Source organism: Paenibacillus sp. YIM B09110 (genome assembly GCF_037167145.1).
In the GTDB taxonomy this organism is placed as follows: domain Bacteria; phylum Bacillota; class Bacilli; order Paenibacillales; family Paenibacillaceae; genus Pristimantibacillus.
Window position 1 is genome coordinate 132,085 of the sequence record NZ_JBANSP010000010.1, and the last position, 16,257, is coordinate 148,341.

At 48.4% G+C, this 16,257-nt stretch carries 14 protein-coding genes; all 14 read right to left on the minus strand.

Annotation, left to right across the window (positions count from 1 at the left end; translation table 11 throughout):
- Position 1: 1 nt before the first annotated feature.
- The gene (locus tag V8F51_RS16575) at positions 2–664 is read right to left on the minus strand and encodes an N-acetyltransferase (protein WP_337101400.1); all 663 of its coding nucleotides are present in this window, start codon (positions 662–664) and stop codon (positions 2–4) included.
- A gap of 29 nt (positions 665–693) precedes the next feature.
- On the minus strand, positions 694–1,554 hold the full coding sequence (locus V8F51_RS16580; protein ID WP_337101401.1) for a carbon-nitrogen hydrolase family protein: 861 nt from the start codon (positions 1,552–1,554) through the stop codon (positions 694–696).
- 73 nt (positions 1,555–1,627) lie between these two features.
- Positions 1,628–2,983 carry a sensor histidine kinase gene (locus tag V8F51_RS16585; RefSeq protein ID WP_337101402.1) on the minus strand — a complete coding sequence of 452 codons (1,356 nt, stop codon included), beginning with the start codon at positions 2,981–2,983 and terminating at the stop codon, positions 1,628–1,630.
- On the minus strand, positions 2,980–3,678 hold the full coding sequence (locus V8F51_RS16590; protein WP_337101403.1) for a response regulator transcription factor: 699 nt from the start codon (positions 3,676–3,678) through the stop codon (positions 2,980–2,982). Before V8F51_RS16590 ends, V8F51_RS16585 begins: the two co-directional genes overlap by 4 nt.
- An 81-nt stretch (positions 3,679–3,759) precedes the next feature.
- Positions 3,760–5,310, minus strand: a complete 1,551-nt coding sequence (locus V8F51_RS16595; RefSeq protein ID WP_337101404.1) for an ABC-F family ATP-binding cassette domain-containing protein — start codon at positions 5,308–5,310, stop codon at positions 3,760–3,762.
- A gap of 88 nt (positions 5,311–5,398) precedes the next feature.
- Positions 5,399–7,018: a serine/threonine protein kinase gene (locus V8F51_RS16600; RefSeq protein WP_337101405.1), complete on the minus strand. Its 1,620-nt coding sequence runs from the start codon at positions 7,016–7,018 to the stop codon at positions 5,399–5,401.
- A gap of 158 nt (positions 7,019–7,176) precedes the next feature.
- Complete coding sequence (locus tag V8F51_RS16605; RefSeq protein ID WP_337101406.1) at positions 7,177–8,013, minus strand: carbohydrate ABC transporter permease; 837 nt, start codon at positions 8,011–8,013, stop codon at positions 7,177–7,179.
- Positions 8,014–8,015: 2 nt separating this feature from the next.
- Positions 8,016–8,915 (minus strand): carbohydrate ABC transporter permease, encoded by a 900-nt coding sequence (locus tag V8F51_RS16610; protein WP_337101407.1) that lies wholly within the window; start codon positions 8,913–8,915, stop codon positions 8,016–8,018.
- Positions 8,916–9,030: 115 nt separating this feature from the next.
- Positions 9,031–10,374, minus strand: a complete 1,344-nt coding sequence (locus tag V8F51_RS16615; RefSeq protein WP_337101408.1) for an ABC transporter substrate-binding protein — start codon at positions 10,372–10,374, stop codon at positions 9,031–9,033.
- Between the two features lie 114 nt (positions 10,375–10,488).
- Entirely contained in the window at positions 10,489–12,045 is a 1,557-nt protein-coding gene (locus V8F51_RS16620; RefSeq protein WP_337101409.1) for a response regulator transcription factor, read from the minus strand.
- Positions 12,038–13,804, minus strand: a complete 1,767-nt coding sequence (locus tag V8F51_RS16625) for a cache domain-containing sensor histidine kinase (RefSeq protein WP_337101410.1) — start codon at positions 13,802–13,804, stop codon at positions 12,038–12,040. Before V8F51_RS16625 ends, V8F51_RS16620 begins: the two co-directional genes overlap by 8 nt.
- An 82-nt stretch (positions 13,805–13,886) precedes the next feature.
- On the minus strand, positions 13,887–14,903 hold the full coding sequence (locus V8F51_RS16630; protein WP_337101411.1) for an SAM-dependent methyltransferase: 1,017 nt from the start codon (positions 14,901–14,903) through the stop codon (positions 13,887–13,889).
- 126 nt (positions 14,904–15,029) lie between these two features.
- A complete protein-coding gene (locus V8F51_RS16635) occupies positions 15,030–15,377 on the minus strand; it encodes a cyclic-phosphate processing receiver domain-containing protein (protein ID WP_442956441.1) in 348 nt (115 codons plus the stop codon).
- Between the two features lie 27 nt (positions 15,378–15,404).
- Entirely contained in the window at positions 15,405–16,220 is an 816-nt protein-coding gene (locus V8F51_RS16640) for an Fpg/Nei family DNA glycosylase (protein WP_337101412.1), read from the minus strand.
- Between the last annotated feature and the right edge of the window lie 37 nt (positions 16,221–16,257).

Sequence of the window (16,257 nt, forward strand, 5' to 3'; positions counted from 1 at the left end):
CTTAATCGTGAAATGGATTTCGCCACTCCATAATGGCGGCGCAGTTATGAGATTGTTCGTCCTCCAAATAATGATGTGCGACGCCAACCGGCGTTCTTCCGCAGCGAAGCAGAAACGAAATGACCGGATCATTCCAATCGCCTTGAACAACGCGTTCTAAATAATGTTCAGGGGTGGCTTCATGGGCTTTGGCCGCGTAACCCGGCATCCTGCCTCCGCCCAGCAGCCTCGTCAGACCTAGCTGCACAACCGTCTCGTACATCGATTGCATAAGCCACTTGCCAATCCCCGACTTGCGATATTCAGGGATAACGCCTATATCAACGACGTATAAGGTATCGCCGATCGGATTATGATTGCGTATGTAGCCGTTATCGGTAATCGTTGCCCAATCGTGATGATCACCATAACTGTTCATATCGACGATCAGCCCGGTCATTGAAGCAATAATACGTCCATCAACTTCTGCACATAAGGCCCCGCTCGGAAACCTTGCGATATGCTCGATGAGTTGATCTTTGTTCCACAATAACTCTTCGGGAAAGGGCGGCGGGAAGCATAGACGCTGAACATCGATTAGCGAATCGAAGTCAGTTACCTCATAATTACGAATCGTAGCTTGCTTCGGAATGCCATTTATGAAGATGTATAATTGCTTATTCAATGTATATCGCCCCCATTAACCGATAACGATTACTTCCAATCGGGATACAAATCGGTGCGGCGATCCCGCCAAGTCGTAACGGAGCCAGCCGTTCTAACATCCTCGAGAAGCGATAGGTCAAGATCGGCAACGATAAGCATATCCGCGTTGATAACGCCTTCGGAAAGAATACCTGCTGGCGGGAATGGAATATCGTTAGGCGTAATGACCGCTGCCTGACCATAATTGGCACGCATAAAGTCGACTTTGCGAAGAGAACCGACAGTACCGGCCGCTACGATATAAACTTGATTCTCAACTGCTCTCGCGTGACAGCAGTAGCGCACGCGGTAGAAGCCATGTCGATCATCCGTACAGGATGGACAGAAAATAACATCCGCGCCTTTGGCACGTGCCATCCGTACAATTTCGGGAAACTCGATATCATAACAAGTAAGCATCGCTATCGTGCCGAACTTAGTCTCGAATACTTCAAGTCCCTCTCCCGGAGACATACTCCATTCACTGACCTCTGTAGGCGTTAAATGGATTTTGTGCTGAACATCGATTTTGCCGTCCGGATGGAACAGATGCGCCGCATTGCGCAGCTTACCGCCGCCTACTTCCACAACATGCGTTCCGCCGATGATATAGACATCGTATTCCGCTGCAAGTGCTCGGAACAGTTCCACATACCTATCGGTATAGGCTGGCAGTTGCTCAATAGATTGCGGCTTCCCGTCCCCGCCCGGAATGGATAACAGCTGCGTAGTCATAAATTCGGGAAATAAGATGAACTCCGCTCCGTATTCCGATGCATTGCGCACATAATGGGTTACTTGCTCCGAGAATTGCTCGAAGCTATTAATATCCTCTAAATGATACTGAACAGCTGCTGTTCGAAATTTCAAGCGACTCCCGCCTCCCCCTCAAGTAACTTGCGAATCCTTTTGTATAAACTTATTAATGTCTTTCTGCTGCAAACTATCTACGCTGTTTGAATTGAATCGTAATCGTCGTACCGAGATCAGGCAAACTGAATACGTCTACCTTGCCTTCGTGCAGGTCGACGATCCGCTTAGCAATGGACAACCCCAGTCCAACGCCGCCAGTCGCACGGCTCCTTGCTCCGTCAACACGGTAGAACCGCTCGAACAGATGCGGGATCTCATTTTCCGGAATGCCGATACCTTTATCCTTCACTTCGATCTTCACGATATGCTTGACGAGGGTGACCGATACGTCGATCGGGTCCTTCGAATATTTAATCGCATTATCAAGTAAAATAACGAGCAATTGTCTAATCTTATCCTTATCTCCGACCATACGAACGACCTTAGACAATGCCTTAACGCGAATCGGCCGTTGGAACGTCGTTTGCAGCATCGTCGCAAGCTCGTCTACCATTTGAACGACGTCGAAGTTCTCCTGCTTCAACCAATCCTCTTGTTCGGCCTCCGCAAGCATCAGCATCGACTTCGTTAACGTTTGGAGACGATTCGCCTCCTTGTCGATCGCGTCTATCGCCTCGTTGCGAACGTTCTCGTCATCACGACCCCAGCGCTTCAGCATCCCCGCATAGCTGCTAATGACAGTAAGCGGCGTCTTCAGCTCATGCGAAGCATCGGCAACGAATTGTTTCTGTCTGGCAAACGTACGATCCAGCCGCTCAATCATTTGATTAAATGCTCTTACAAGCTGCAGAAGCTCCGCTGATTCCTCGCGATTGCTCAGCTCAATCTTCCTCAGCTTACCGCTTCGGTCGATTTCCCTCATCGTATTAACCATTTGCTGAATCGGAGCCGTCAATCTCGACGTGAACCAATACGTGCCGAAGATCGCGAACAGAATCGCGCCGCCGCTCGTCACGCTAAGCGCAGCAACGAGTACCTGCAAATAGTTGTCGAGTTCATCCAATATACGATTAACCTCAAGCATCGCAATAACACGATTTCCGTCATAGAGCGGTACGCGCATAAACAGAATGCGCTCGCCGCCCTTCGAAATCATGCCGGTATGCGTGTACATTTCGAAGCTTGCCGGAAGCTCAAGCAGCACCTGATCGGAACCGGTAATATTAACGACGCGGTTGTTCGGCAAAATAATGCGGATCATTTCGTTCACATTATAATACTCATTAAGCAGGTCCGCCGAATTAAGTCCTCTGCCGCTCTGTATTCGGGGGTTCTCCAGCATGAGATTGACTTTGTTGGCGATCACTTCTTCTTCGCTCTCGGTCGTAATCTTAATGACATAGAAATAGACAAATATATTAAACAGAATAAGAATAAATATTAGCCAAAAAATAGTAAACAGCGTAAATCGTTTGCGCAGCGTCATGCATCGGGCTCCTTAATCATATAACCGACGCCCCGTACCGTATGGATCAGCTTGTGCCGATACCCTTTATCCAGCTTTTGCCGCAAGTAACGGATATAGACGTCAACGAGATTCGTTTCGCCGATAAAGTCGTAGCCCCATACTTCGGATAAAATATCTTCGCGTGATTTCTCTTCGTTTTTGTTCTCCACTAAATAAACGAGCAGCTCGAACTCGCGAGGCGTAAGCTCGATCACAATATCCTTACGGAACACTTTGCGAGTTCGAAGCTCTATCGTAAGATCGCCGACTTTAATCATATCGGAGCCTTCCGCTTCCTTCGGATACTGCTGGAATATACGCAAAATATTGCGCACGCGAGCCAGCAGCTCCTCCATCGCAAAAGGTTTAGTTATATAATCGTTAGCACCATGCTCGAAGCCGCTTACTTTGTCCGGCACAGTATCACGAGCGGTAAGCAAAATAATCGGTACCGGATTGCCGGCTTGTCTTACAAGCCTCAGCACTTCGATCCCGCTCATTTCGGGCAGCATGACATCAAGCAGAACAAGCTCCCATTCGCCCGAGGACGCCATCTCATAGCCAGTACGTCCATCGGCAGCCGTTCCAACCGTATAGCCCTCATGCTCAAGCTCTAGCTGCAAAATACGGGCAATGCCCGCTTCGTCTTCAACGACAAGAATACGCTCTTTCATAATGTAGTTCACCTGCTTCCAGTGTTCGTTAATGAGCCTTGAAATTATCATAATGAAGCCGTTTCACAAAAGCAAGCGACCTTAGCGCTCCATAGACCAAGCTTCGACATCCCAAGTTTTCGTTACCCAATCCTCGTAAAACTCAGGTTCATGGGATACGAGTACAACCGTCCCTTTATAAGCCTTAAGGGCACGCTTAAGCTCAGCCTTCGCTACGATGTCCAGATGGTTCGTCGGTTCATCGAACAAAATCCAGTTGCTCTCATGCATCAACAGCTTGCATAGACGCACCTTCGCCTGCTCGCCGCCGCTAAGCTGGTTCAGCGCGCGCGTAATATGCTCGTTCTTAAGTCCGCATCTTGCAAGCGCAGCGCGAACTTCATGCTGATTCATGAACGAAAATTCATTCCACACATCATCGAGAGGAGTCATCGTAGGCGCCTTCGATTCCTGCTCGAAATAGGCAGGGCTCAAGTAGTCGCCGCGATACAGCGTACCTTCGAGCGGCTCGATCACACCGAGAATCGTCTTCAGAAGCGTTGACTTACCGACGCCGTTACAACCGACAATCGCAATCTTGTCTCCGCGTTCAATGAGCATATCCATGCTTGGAAGAAGCGGCCTCGTATAGCCGATGACCATGTTTGTCGCCTCGAAGACGACTTTGCCGCTTGTTCTTGCTTCCTTGAAGTTGAAGGTCGGCTTGCCTGCTTCCTCAGGTTTATCGATTCGCTCAATGCGGTCAAGCTGCTTCTCGCGGCTCTTTGCCCGGCCCGAAGTGGACGCTCTTGCCTTATTGCGCTGAATGAAATCCTCTTGCTTCTTAATATATTCCTGCTGTTTCTCGTAAGCATCGATATGCTGGGCCTTGTTCAGATCGGCCATTTCGAGAAACTTATCATAATTGGCCGTATAACGCGTCAGCTTCGCAAATTCCAAATGATAAATAACATTGGTCACATTGTTCATGAAGCTTGTTTCGTGAGAAATAAGTATAAAGGCGTATGGATAGTTTCTCAAATAGTTCGTCAGCCAGCTAATATGCTCATCATCCAAATAGTTCGTAGGCTCGTCGAGCAATAGTACCGTCGGCTTCTCGAGCAGCAGCTTCGCCAGCAGCACCTTCGTCCTTTGGCCGCCGCTTAGGGCAGCGACGTCACGATCAAGCCCGATCGCGCCAAGACCAAGACCGTTCGCCATCTCCTCGACTTTAACGTCGATGAGATAGAAGTCGCCGAGCTCCAGCTCCTCTTGAATTTCACCCATTCGATTTAGCAGCTGCTCAAGGGTGTCTTCGTCGGCATCCGCCATTTGCTCGGCAATTTGGTTCATCTCCTGCTCCAAGACGAGCATGGGAAGGAAGGCGTCCTTCAAGACGTCACGAATCGTTTTGCCTGGGGTAAGCAGCGTATGCTGGTCCAAGTAGCCATAGCGAACGCGAGGCGTCCACTCTACCTTGCCTTCGTCCTTCAGAAGCTTGCCGGTCAATATATTCATCATCGTTGACTTGCCCGTTCCGTTAGCGCCGACAAGTCCTACATGCTCGCCCGCCAGCAGTCTGAACGAAACGTTCTTGAACAATGTACGATCGCCGAAAGTATGGGATAATTGCTCTACCGTTAATAAGCTCATTAGTGTATTAACTCCATTCATGCTTGTTCGATCTTATCGGCAAATGCAATAGCCCTTGCTTCAAATAATCCGTACTAGTGTACCACAATTATCGCGATATTGCGTTATTTTCATTGGCGATCAGCTCAACAATAGGCTTCAGAGCCCTTCTAAGCTGCTTGCCAATAGCCGAATGAGCGCTCATCCGCTTGCCGCTCCACATGAGATTCAACAATGCATCATTAGGTAATAAAGGAATCGTCGCGGCCGGAGGTTTAGGAAACAGCCTAAGCCAGTCTTTGCGGCCATTAAACTTCGTATCCTTATTGCCAATCCATATGAGCTCATGCCCCTTATGCTGCAGCTCCTCCTGGAGAAGCTCCAGTCGCCGCAAGGATCCCGCTTGCCACTTCGCAACGAACGGATCTGCTATTACGATGACAAATCGGGACTTCGTAAGCCAATAATTGCTATCCGACTGCTCCCATTTGCTGGAGAAATCGATCAACGCAACCGACTCGCCGCTTTGCCTCAGCACATCTTCCAGCGCCTCTCCCGGATCTGCCTGTCCTTGTGCATCTGCGAACTCATGATTTACCGCATACCAATGTATCTCACTACTTTCTTCCAAGCCATGCAAATATCGCTGCTGGTTATGGCTGGTAAAGGTTTCGGCTGTACGCCACTCAATGCCTTCATGCAGAGCTTGGCGCCACTCTGGCGCAAGTCGAACATACTCGATAGCGGCAACGTCCTTCCTTTGCTTCTCATGCAGCAGCTCCGCCAGCAGCGGTGTTAGGAAGGTCGCTCCGGCGCCGGCATGCAAAGAAAGAACGCTTATAAGCAACCGCTGCCGCATGCCGCCACGCGGCTGCGCGTGAGTGTCTACAGCTAAGCGCACACCGCTAGGAACAGTTAACGATTTTAACTCATATTCAACCTCGGTCATCGATGCATATCGAATTGACGGATCACTTTGCAGCATCCGCTCAAGTATATTAACAAATGGAGCAGGCCATTTGCCTGACAGCCCCTTGCGAATAGATAGGTGATGCTGCGGCATATAAATTCCGCCGCCGCTAGCCATATAATAAAGCAGCATCCCGAGTCCGTAAATATCCGTGCGCTCATCGCTTTGCTTCTTGGCAAGCTGTTCCGGCGCAGCAAATTGAATTGTTCCGAGCTGCATCGTATCTTGCAGCTGACCCGCTTTGAACGTACGCGATATGCCGAAGTCGATGACCTTCGCATTACCGCTGTAATCGATCATAATATTCGATGGCTTCAGATCACGGTGTATAATCGGTCGAGGTTGATTATGAAGGTAGGAAATTGCGGAGCATAGCTGAAGCCCTATTCGAATTACTTCTTCGAACGGGAAAACGGACAACGGTTTTTCAAGCATCTCCGATAACGTCTGTCCTTCAATAAAGTCCATGACGAATGCTTCTTCTCCTTCAGCTTCAATACGGAAGCAATCGAAGATAACAGGCAGATGTTGATGACCCAGCTTCATCAGAGTTGCAGCTTCTTCTGTATACATCCCGTCACGAATGCCAGATCCCTTGACCACTTTAAGCGCCCTTCTAACGCCGTTCAGCTTCCTATCCAACACGGAATAGACGACTCCCATGCCACCGTGACCAATCAGCCGATCAATCTCATAACGATCGCCGATGACTTGACCTCGCTGCCACGTACGATATTGCGCTTCTCCTTGTTCCGACATCCATATTCCCCCTTTGATATATAAAAAAGCATCCCGATCAATCCTGTTCACATACAGGAGGATCGGGATGCTTTCCCAATTTCAATTCATTGTAATTACCCCTAATTTAGCATAGAAGGTTACCATTCTTCAAGAGATTAGTAAACGCCATATAATCGTTATTTAAGTCCGCTAGTGCTGATTCCCTCAACGATATACTTTTGGAAAGCGAAGAAGATCGCAAGGACAGGCAGCAAGCTTACGATTGACATGGCGAACATCGCGCCCCAGTTGGAAACGGTGTCGCTGTCGAGGAACATTTTCAGACCCATGGATACCGGATATAAGCTAGGACGATTCAAGTAAAGAACCGGTCCGAGCAGATCCTCCCAGCGCCAGTAGAACGAGAAGATCGCAGCTGTAGCAAGCGCAGGCACGACAAGCGGCAGAATGATGCGGAAGAACAAGCGGAACTTGCCGCAGCCATCGATCGTTGCCGCCTCATCAAGCTCAGTCGGGATCGTCCGAATGAACTGAATAAGCAGGAAAATAAAGAACGGAATGCCGAAGTATTGCGGAACGACGATCGGTTTGATCGAGTTAAGCCAATCAATCTTCGCGAATAAAATATATTGCGGCACAAGCACGACATCATGCGGCAGCATTAGCGTAACCATCATAATGCCGAACCAGAACGACTTGCCGACAAAGTTCAACCGAGCAAAGCCGAAGGCAATGAACGCCGATGATAAAACGGCGCCAATCGTAGAAATGACAACAATCTTAAGCGAGTTCATGATGAAAGTTCCGAAGGATTGTCCGGCGATGCCGACCCAACCGATTTTGTAATTATCCCATATCCATGGCTGCGGAATAAGCGAATCTGCCGTTGAGAAGATCAGATTGCTTTCCTTGAAGGAACTCATGAGCAGCCATAGAACCGGATACACCATGCCAAGCGCCAACGCTGCAACAAATAGGTGATAGATCGGCCACTTCATTTTTTTGATTGTCATTATTAATGGCCACCTTTCGACTCGTAATGAACCCAGCGCTTAGACGTCCAGAACAGTAAACCTGTTAGGATCGCGATAATGATCAGCATAATCCATGCCATAGCCGATGCATAACCCATATCGAAGTAAACGAATGCTTGGCGGAATAAGTACAGCGAGTAAAGCAGTGTACCGTCAAGCGGACCGCCTTCGCCTTTGGAAATAATGTAGGCTGGCACAAATGTCATGAACGCGCCGATGGTCTGCATAATCGTGTTAAACAAGATTATTGGGCTCAGCATTGGCAGCGTGATTTTGAAGAAACGAATAATAGGTCCCGCACCGTCAACATTGGAAGCTTCGTACAGTTCTCCCGGGATATTTTTCAGACCTGCCAAGAAAATAAGCATGGAAGAACCGAATTGCCATACCGACAATGTAATAAGCATCCAAAGTGCTGCTACAGGCTCTGCAAACCATCTGACGCTATCTAAACCGAGGAAATTCAGGAAATGGTTGATTACGCCTTCGTCGCCGAATAGATTGCGCCACATGATCGACACGGCTACGCTGCCGCCGATGATGGAAGGCAAATAATAAACCGTCCGATATAACCCGATTGCTTTCGAGGCTGTGTTCAGTATCATTGCAATGAATAAGGCGAATGCCAAACGAAGCGGTACGCCAATGAATACATAAAGAAACGTAACTTTAAGCGATGCAAAAAACTTCGAATCATTCGTAAACATTTCCGTGTAATTTTCCATACCGATGAAGGATGGCGTCGATAACAGATCGTAATCCGTAACTGAGAAATAGAGCGAAGCAATAGCCGGCACTAAAGTGAATATCAAAAATCCGAATACGAACGGTCCGATAAAGGTATACCCGATAAGGTTATTTTTAAGTGACAGCGATTTCATAGTATCCAACTCCTATACGAAGACTTACGTACCTGACCGTGTAGAACCATGCTCCGAGAAGTAGAGAAGCGACGGCCGATCATGTCGACCAGCCATCGCTTCTACTCAGGCAATGTTATTTATTTTTCTTAAGAATAGAGGTAGCTTCGTCTCTGAATTTCTTAGCTGCTTCTTCAGGCTTGATCTTGTTGTAGTTCATTTGCTCAGCAAGGCTAGTCAACGATTTGAACACTTCAGCGGAACCGATCGGATCTGCCGGGTCCATTGGGGAGCTGTTCGACTCCGCCCATGCTACATAGTCGTAAACTTGGATTTGAGCTTCAGTGGATACTTCTTTCAACGCTTCTTTTACTTTCGACGATACTGGAACACCGCGATCGCCAAGGATCAATTTGTTCGCTTCGATGTCGTTAACGAAGAAGTTGATGAACTTCGCTGCTTCTTCTTTCACTTTCGAGTTCTCCGATACGGAGAAGAACATCGACGGTTTCATGAACAAACCTTTTGCCATATCAGGGCCTACCATTGGCGCAAGCGCCAGCGGACGGTTAGCAACTTGCTGTAAGCCTACATATTGGTTGGACCATTGCCATACGCCGATTCCTTGGTTCAGAACAAGGTGGCTGTCTTCTGCGCCTTTGATCTGTGCCAGTACGTCTGGCGAAGGAACTGCGCCGTCGATTACGAGCTTGGACAACATGCCGAAGAAGTCAACGAACAGTTGGTCGTCTTCGTAGCCAAGGCCTGTGCCTTCAGCGTTGAACAACGTTTTGCCAAGCGTACGGAGGTAGTAGCCGAAGAATACTTCAGGACGCATACCGTTGTCGAAGAACAATCCAGCATCCTTCGCTTTAGCAGCCATGCTTACGTAATCGTCCCAAGTCCAGTTCTCAGGGATCGATTCGATGCCCGCTTTTTTAAGCAGCGCCGGGTCGTAGTTGAAGCCGAGTGCGTTAACGCCAAGGTTCATACCGTACAGCTTGTCCCCCAGCTTGCCGCCGTCAATCGCGTTTTGCGAAATGTCGGTAACATCGATTTGGTTACCGATGTAAGGAGTCAGATCAGCCAGTTGATTTCTTCCCGCATATTGGGAATAGTTTTGCGTGTCGATTTGGATAATGTCCGGAAGCTCGTTCGCAGCCGCTTGCGGTGCAAGCTTCTTCCAGTAATCATCGTAGTTCGCATATTCCATTTCAATAGTTACATGAGGGTTTTTCGATTTGTACATTTCAATAACTTTCATCGTGTAATCGTGACGAGGCTGTCCGCCCCACCAAGCGATGCGAATCGTAACCGGTTTAGCTTCGTCCGATCCATTCGCCTCTTCGCCGCTCTTTGCCGTGTTCGTTGCATCAGGCTTGTTCGTACTGTTGTTGCTCGTGTTGTTCCCGCCGCATGCGCTTACAAGAACAAGTGCGAAGGCCATGAGCAGTAGAAGCATTTTTTTGCGAGCTTTCATTTTTGATACGCCCCTTCCAAACTTTTATGTTGTCTACAACGTTATTATAGGTCGAATGTCGAAATGTCGGAATTCAAAAAACCGCTTTCTTTGTTAAAAAAACAGAGATCGCCATCACGGCGACCTCTTATATTCCGATGGCGTAAAGCCGGTATGCTTCTTAAACACTTGACTGAAATATTGCGGATTGTCGCCGAAGCCAAACTTCTCCGCAAGCTCGAATACCTTCACGTCTCCTGTCGTTTCAATCTCCTTAATAGCCAGTTCCATACGCATTCTAACGACGTAATTGGAGAACTTCTCCCCCGTCTCCTTCTTGAACAGCTTGCCGAGATAATCAGCATTCATATATAAAATTTCGCTCGATACCCAGTTCAGCGACAAATCCGGATTCGATATATGCTCTTCAATGACATGTACCATTTTGTGAATAATGGAGGAATGTTTCTTCGTATGCAGGCTATAATTGTTCATGCAAATGAGTTCAGCGTTCGCTGTCACGAACTGTTCAATCGTTCTAAGCGTGCTCAAGCTGTCGAAACTTGCGATTTTTTGTAAAAATTCATTAATCTGCTCCGCCTGACCTTGCCTTGTGATCGATACGTACAAAGGAATAACATACGATTTGACTAAGTGCATGTCCATACGCTGCTCAGCCAACATGGCAAAGTAATGAGCAAGCTCCTGCTTAGCTATTTCCCAATCCCCGGATTTAATGTGCATGCATAAATGCTCGTCATCGTAAATGAAGGTTGCCTGCGGTTTGCCTGCCGCATCAGCAATGTCATTACGCGTAATGATGCTGCCTTCCCCCAAGTAAAACTGGTAGTTCAAGCATTCCAGCGTCTCGCGATACATGCTGCGAGCTTCCGTAATACGCCCAGGCGTGCTGACAGCAATCGTAGCGTCAAGCTTGTAATAAGAAGCGAACGTTTGTTTAATCTGTTTCAGCTGATCGAACAGCTGCTCACTCTCGGAAGTGATCTTCGTTAGAAGCAGCACATGCTTGCCGATTGTTGTACTGAGCAGAACGGTTGGATGGCTTAAATAGTCGCTGGCAATGTTCTTGATCGCGAACAGATGCTCGAACTCGAATTTGCCTTCGATCTGGAACAGCAGCAGTTGAACGCTATCGTCCTCGATCTCAATGTGGAACAGCTCGCCGTAATCGTCCCAATCTCGCTGGCCGTATGTCTTATTCGTGACGAGCTCCTTAAGGAATTGCTCCTTCGCATGCGGCAGTACCTTCCTAAGCTCTTTCTGAATATTAGCCATGAAGTCCGCCTGTGAATGCTGTTCGTTAAGCTGCTCAATTACTTCCGTTAACGCTTGAATGATCGTATTTTCATTACAAGGCTTGAGCAGATAATGTTTGACGCCGAACTGCATAGCCGTACGCGCATAATCGAATTCACTGAAGCCTGACAGCAGTATGAATGCGATATGCGGAAATAATTCATACACCTTCTCAACAAGCTGGAGTCCATCCATGCCAGGCATCTTAATATCCGAGATGATAATATCCGGTTGATTTTCCTTAATGAAAGCAAGCGCTTCAAGACCGTTGCGCGCCGTCCCTGCCAGCACCATATTGTGAGTGTTCCAGTCGATGGTGCGGGAGATGCCTTCAACGATAATCCGCTCGTCATCGACGAGCAGTACTTTATACATCGGATTCCCTCATTTCATACGGAAGCCTGAGCGTAACTCTCGTGCCTCCGTTTACTTTGCTCTCCACATGGATGCCGTAAGCGTCGCCGTATAAGAGCTTGATACGGTCCTCGATATTTTTCAGTCCAAGACCGGATCCCTTTGTCTTCACTTCGCCGCTCAGCAGCTTGGACACTAACTGCTCTTCCATGCCGGGGCCATTGTCCGTGACGGAAATATATAATTTGTCATCCTCGTCATAAGCGCGAATCCGGATGCTGCAGGTATCAATCATCTGCTCCAAACCGTAATTGACTGCATTCTCGACGATCGGCTGCAGCGACAGCTTGGGCAAGGTGCAATGCGCCAATCGCTCCGGTATGTCGATGTCAAAATCCAACCGCTCCTCGAATCGGAATTTCTGTATCGTAACGTAATGACTTACAATCTCCAGTTCCTTGCTGATTGGAATAAGCGGTTCCTTCAGGTTGATCGAAGTCCGCAGCAGCGAGCCAAGCGCTTCGACCATCAGAGAAATATGCGTCTGATTGCTCAGCTTAGCCGACCAATTAATCGATTCCAGCGTATTGTACAGAAAATGTGGATTAATCTGCGCTTGCAGCGCTTTGAATTCGGTGTCTCGAATCGTTAGCTGCTTCACATAGTTTTCATGAATCAGCTCATTAATCCGCTCCACCATGATTCGGAAGTTGCGGTGCATCTGACCGGCTTCGTCCATGGCGAGAGCTTGCTCATTGGGCTCATCCGCATATTCGAAATTGCCGAGCTGCACCTTCTTCATCTTCGCGTTCAAACGCTCAATCGGCTTCGTAATCCCATTGGCAAAACGGATCGAGAACAAAATAATACATAAGAACAGAACGGCAAAAATAACGATAATCGTCTGCTTGACCTTCACAATGCGCTCGAAAATATCATCAAACGGTATGAGGGTATAGTAGGTCCAGTCCGTGTACGTACTCGCGATATACGTTACGAAATATTGTTTGCCGTTCATCTTCATCATCTCATAGCCGCTGTTTTGTCCCATACCCGGCAGTCGAGTAATCGGTATGTCAGTCGCTCCCTGATCCGGATAAATCAAATTATTGTCCTGCAAAATAATAAGCTGCGCATCGGAGCTGTTCATCCGCATTCCTTTGGCGAAATCATTAAACAATGCTCTCATATCGATGCGAATGGCCAGCGTGCCGAGGTTGTCGAGCTTAAGCTGCTCAAAGGAACGAATCTCCCGTGCCGCAACCAAAGCATGATCGTTGGAATCCGGAGCGATCCATGTATTGCCGCCCTGGTTCGGATTGGTCTCGGCTTTAATCAGATCAAGACGATTCTTGAACATCGTAATCGAGCTTGTCCCTACGGCATATTCATTATCGAAAACATCGTATAGCTGTGACGAGAGCACATATTTGTCAAGTGCGCCGATGTTGACCATCCGCTCGATGATCTTCGTTCGGACGACGTAGTTATCGTAATCGGAACCGCCGGATTTGATCGATCTCAGATAATTCTGAAGCGTAGGATCTGTCATAATCATGAAGCTCAGCTTCTCCATCTTCTTGAGCTCGTTCTCGATGCTTAGCGAAGATAGGCTTAGCACTTTGGAAGACTGTTGATAAACCTCTTCGTCATAAAATTCAAATGCGTATTGCTGGACAACGACTCCGATTACAGCAACGACACCCATGATGACCGAAATAAGCACGAACAGCTTATGCTTAATCCGCAAATTCGTATAAAGCGCTTTCAAATTAGGCATCGTTCCAAGCCTCCATCCATTACGAGTATTAGGCCCTTGCGGGAAGGGCCTAACGCTTGTCCACACCTCATGACTGTACTACTTACTTTTTCTGCAAATACAACGTAATCTCTTCGCGGTTATGGAATAATTGCTTCGCCTTCTTAAGCTCGAACACTGATTCCAGCTTCGCAATGACCTCGCGGATAGTTTGCATCGGCTTGCGATGCATAAGCTTGATCGTAATGATCGCCGTAGCTTCTTCCGCAAGCGCTGCTTCCAGATCAAGCACGAGCCGCGACATAAGCATCGGACTCCAGCTCATATCGCATACGAATAGATCGAATGATCCTGGCTTCAGCTTGATTTCCGAAGCGTTCCGCTTCAAATAAGTGAGAGCCGGATGATCAACAATCGACGGATGCAGCTCAGCCGGATCGACAGCCGTAACGCGAAGCCCTCTCTCCAGCAGCAGCGACGTCCAACCGCCAGGCGCTGCGCCAACGTCGAGCGCTCTGCGGAATTGCTCATAACGCAAGCCGAATGCCCGCTCTGCTTCCAGCAGCTTGAACTTCGCGCGAGATACTTGTCCTTCCTCTCGTTGGAAGCGAACCGCGCCGCCAGGCCAGTCAGAGAGCATGTCCTGCGGTGATCCAAAACCAATATACAGCTTCGACGCTGCCGCATAGATTGCAATGATTATTTCAGGCTGCTGAACGACCGGCTCCGCTCCCACTTCCGCTAAGGCTGCATCGATTACCGCTTTCGTCTCGGATGCCGAATGGATGAAAGCCGTTCCGTGCGCTCTCCGAATATGAACGGCGGTGCGCTTACCCGCGAACTGCTGCGAGGCGCTGCGCACCACTACTGAGAGCTGCTCCATATCTTCGGCATCGCCTGTTATTTCTACCGTTCTGTCCACAACCTGTATATGTCGCAAAAAGATCGGTTCGCGCTGATGGACAGCTTGCAACGTTTCTTCCCGTTCAAGCGGACTATTCATGAGGAACACTTCCCCTGCCGCTAGCTGTGAGAAGGTTACACCGTCAATAATCCGGCGCAGCTCCTCTATTGCGTATGGCGAATAACTCTGATTCGCCGTTCCGATCCATTCAGTCAATGTTTGTGCCTCTATTCTTAAGTTTAGGATAAACGACCAAATGTCTGCGTATTAACAGGAGGAATTCCAGTTAATGTCGCAGACTTCGATGTGAGACGAACTACAAATGATCTCCATTAGCCGTGCCTAACTCGTTGCCATTTTCTGTAGAAGGGAATCTGGCATGGGACCATTATGGAGCTTTGTCGTCTCAGGTGCATTTTGGTAAAGCTCATGATACATTTGCAAGCGACCTGATACGCTCGACGTATGCAAATAAATGTGCTCGGGATAACGTCCGGTTGCTACGATATGTCTCACAACCTCATATCCCGTAGGCTGCGCCCAGCCTAAGTCATAATCGAGCGACAAGATGCCGACCGGCTCCTGATCAAGCAGAAGCTTGCATTCTTCGGCATCCTTGGCAAGCACGAACCCTTTCGGACATCCGCGATAATCGTCCAAATAGACATGAATCATGAATGAATCCCCCATTCAAACATTTGATTCAGAAGCTGCTTCCTACTTATCCTTCTGGCAGGTGCCGCAATAATAGGCTTTGCGACCTGACTGTTCCAGCTTGAGAATTGCGGCGCCGCAAGTCGGACAAGGCTCGCCCTCTCGGTTGTACACTTTAAACTTACTAATATAGCCGCCCGTTAACTGGTCGTCCGCTGCAAACGGATTGTCGCCAGCACCTCCACTTGAAATCGCTTCCTGTAGCACATTATGCATCGCTTCGAAGAGTCGTTCCCAAGTTTCCTTCTCCAGTAACGGAATTTTGGCATCGGGCAGTAAACCCGCTCGGAATAAGATTTCATCCGCATATGCGGATCCAATCGCATTCAATATGCTCGTATCTAGCAAAGCCTGCCGGATCGAGCTTCTTTTCTTGGCGAATCTGTCGATGAAACGATTCAGAGTCAGCTTCTTATCCAGCGGATCCGCGCCAAGCACGCTGAACAGCTCTTCTACTTCCCGAACTGACAGCAGCTTGATGGACTCGGAGCGCAAACCAACCGCGTACACAACTCGTTCGCCGAACTTGATTTGAACCTGTGCCGCTTTATCCGGCGCATCGTCCTCCGATCCGATGTACAAGTACGCTGTCTGAGTCAACTGAAAAATCAATCGTTTGCCGTTATCCAAGTGAAACAGCAAGTGCTTTCCTCTGCGCTCAATAAACCAAACGACAGCTCCAACAATATCCTTGCGCCATTCGTCAACGTTTACTTGAAAGGTTTTGCTGCTAGTTACTTCGATACCGGTAATTGATGCGCCTGCGAATCGATTCGTTAGCGCTCCTCGAACATGGTCTAATTCCGGCAGTTCCAACATGAAAGCTCTCTTCCTTCCTGTGCCTTCGTTTGTTTCT

Bases quoted from the DNA above. Each gene is read 5' to 3' on its own strand.
- V8F51_RS16620 (WP_337101409.1), bottom strand. From the start codon at position 12,045: ATGTATAAAGTACTGCTCGTCGATGACGAGCGGATTATCGTTGAAGGC.
- V8F51_RS16595 (WP_337101404.1), bottom strand. From the start codon at position 5,310: ATGAGCTTATTAACGGTAGAGCAATTATCCCATACTTTCGGCGATCGT.
- V8F51_RS16590 (WP_337101403.1), bottom strand. From the start codon at position 3,678: ATGAAAGAGCGTATTCTTGTCGTTGAAGACGAAGCGGGCATTGCCCGT.
- V8F51_RS16635 (WP_442956441.1), bottom strand. From the start codon at position 15,377: ATGGGGGATTCATTCATGATTCATGTCTATTTGGACGATTATCGCGGA.
- V8F51_RS16605 (WP_337101406.1), bottom strand. From the start codon at position 8,013: ATGACAATCAAAAAAATGAAGTGGCCGATCTATCACCTATTTGTTGCA.
- V8F51_RS16585 (WP_337101402.1), bottom strand. From the start codon at position 2,983: ATGACGCTGCGCAAACGATTTACGCTGTTTACTATTTTTTGGCTAATA.
- V8F51_RS16625 (WP_337101410.1), bottom strand. From the start codon at position 13,804: ATGCCTAATTTGAAAGCGCTTTATACGAATTTGCGGATTAAGCATAAG.
- V8F51_RS16610 (WP_337101407.1), bottom strand. From the start codon at position 8,915: ATGAAATCGCTGTCACTTAAAAATAACCTTATCGGGTATACCTTTATC.
- V8F51_RS16600 (WP_337101405.1), bottom strand. From the start codon at position 7,018: ATGTCGGAACAAGGAGAAGCGCAATATCGTACGTGGCAGCGAGGTCAA.
- V8F51_RS16615 (WP_337101408.1), bottom strand. From the start codon at position 10,374: ATGAAAGCTCGCAAAAAAATGCTTCTACTGCTCATGGCCTTCGCACTT.
- V8F51_RS16640 (WP_337101412.1), bottom strand. From the start codon at position 16,220: ATGTTGGAACTGCCGGAATTAGACCATGTTCGAGGAGCGCTAACGAAT.